The following is a 1,957-nucleotide window of genomic DNA, read 5'->3' as shown; positions in this document are numbered from 1 at the left end:
AGGTGCCCGGTGCGACAAAGACCGTCGTGCTCGGCTTGATAGCGGCCTTGGCGGCACGCGCCAGGGTCTTGAATGGTGCGGCCTTGGTGCCGGCAGCCGTGTCGGAGCCGGTCGGCGAGACGTAGTAGTTGTACGTCGTCACCGGAATTGCGGCCGGCGCAGGTGCGGGCGCTGGTGCAGGCGCCGGTGCTGGTGCAGGTGCAGGTGCAGGCGCAGGCGCAGGTGCCGGGGTTGGGGTCGGCGTTGGTGCTGGCGTTGGCGTTGGCGTTGGTGCCGGAGTTGGCGTTGGTGCAGGCGTCGGTGTCGTGCTGGCGCGGACGTGTTGGTAAGCGCCGATATCGAAACCGGTGGTGGCGTTGCGCGCCTGGCCGTCAATGTCGGTCGGATGTGCGTAGGTCGCAGTACCGCGGCCGATCACAGGCGAGTTGGTCGCCGGCTTGAAGTTCGGCATGGCGGCGGTGCGCGAGTAGCCGGCCAGCAGCGGCTCGGTCGTCAGCGTGCCAGTGTGCTTCAGGCCATTGCGCAGTTGCCAGTTATAGGTCGTGTTCTTGAACACCAGGTTGTTCTTGTAGGTGTTGCCGGTGCCGGTCTTGCCCTGCTCCGAAATGCCGTACTTGTTGTCGTACACGATGTTGTTGTACACATGCACGTTGTTGGCGCCAGCGGATGTGAAGTAATAGTCGCCGCCGCCGACGATGATGCCGAAGACCGACGAGCTCACCGTGTTGTTGGTGATCTTCAGGTTGGTCGCATCGTGCCAGAGGTGGATTGCAGCCGAACCGACGCGGTAGACGACGTTGTTCTTGATCGAGCCCGAAGTGCTGTGATAAATGCCCTGGACGTAGGTGCAGCCGGCTGGGCCGATATCGTGCACGACGTTGCCGATGACGTCGCCCATCACGCCCTTGTAGTAGCTGTCGACACCAATCGCCGAACCGCCCGCGCTCGAGCAGGGAATCGTGTTGGCCGTGTGGTGCACGTGGTTGCCTTCGATGACGTTGTAGGAACCGCCGGTGTAGATGCCCAGCGTCCACTTGGTGCCGCTTTGGATCTTGCTGCCGTCGACTTCGAAACCGATGATGCTGACGTAGTGGCCGCGGTTATCCCAGGCGGTCTTGTTGGTCGAATTTGCCGGTGGCACGATTTTGGCGCCCCACTTGGTGGTTGAGACCCAGTAGATGCGGGCTGCGGCGGTGCCGTTACCGGTGGTCTTGAAGCCACCGGCATAGGTGCCCGGTGCAACGAAGACGGTGGTGCCTGGCTTGATGGCGGCCTTGGCGGCGCGTGCCAGGGTTTTGAATGGGGCGGCCTTGGTGCCGGCGGCGGTGTCCGAACCGGTCGGCGAAACATAATAGTTGTAGGTCGTTGCCGGCAGGGTGGCGCTGCTCTGGGTGCCTGGGGTGGCGCTGAGGCTGTCGTAGCCGCTCAGGGTGGTCGAGGTTTGTGCCTGGGCGCCGGCGGTAGCGATCGATGCGATCAGGAGGACTACAGCATTGCGGAGGACTGCGTTGACGGCTTGCTTCTTCATGCGAAAGTTTCCCTAACAAAAAATTGAATGCATACCTTTGAGCTGTGGAAACTTCTTAAGTTCAACGTTTTCCAAAAAAAATTTCTTTTGTGTATCAATGTTACACAGGTTGTTCCTCTTGGAAACAATTGTGAGCCGAGCGCTTAGGTCTGGACACAAGCTGGCAGGATGTAAAAAACCCCGCGCGTCCTTACGGATGCGCGGGGTTGTCAGCCTGGGCTAGCGGAATATCAGTGCTGATTAGTGTTGATAAGCGCCGATGTCGAAGCCGGTCGTGGTGTTGCGCGGCTTGCCGTCGATGTCGGTCGGGTGGGCGTAGGTCGCGATGCCGCGGCCGATGACCGGCGAGCTGGTCGATGGCTTGAAGTTCGGCATCGCGGCGGTGCGCGAGTAGCCGGCCAGCAGCGGCTCGGTGGTGAGCGTGCTGGT

At 61.5% G+C, this 1,957-nt stretch carries 2 protein-coding genes; both read right to left on the bottom strand.

Annotated features, from left to right (window positions below):
- Positions 1-1,528, bottom strand: a 1,528-nt coding sequence (locus ASF77_RS11425) for a right-handed parallel beta-helix repeat-containing protein (RefSeq protein ID WP_156648861.1), incomplete at its 3' end; no start/stop codon positions are given.
- A gap of 240 nt (positions 1,529-1,768) precedes the next feature.
- On the bottom strand, positions 1,769-1,957 hold a 189-nt coding region (locus tag ASF77_RS24535), incomplete at its 5' end, for a choice-of-anchor Q domain-containing protein (RefSeq protein ID WP_307180917.1).

The organism is Massilia sp. Leaf139 (assembly GCF_001424165.1).
In the GTDB taxonomy this organism is placed as follows: Bacteria; Pseudomonadota; Gammaproteobacteria; order Burkholderiales; family Burkholderiaceae_D; genus Telluria.
The sequence above is the reverse complement of the archived record's forward strand: the minus strand, read 5'-3'. Positions and strand labels throughout refer to the sequence as shown.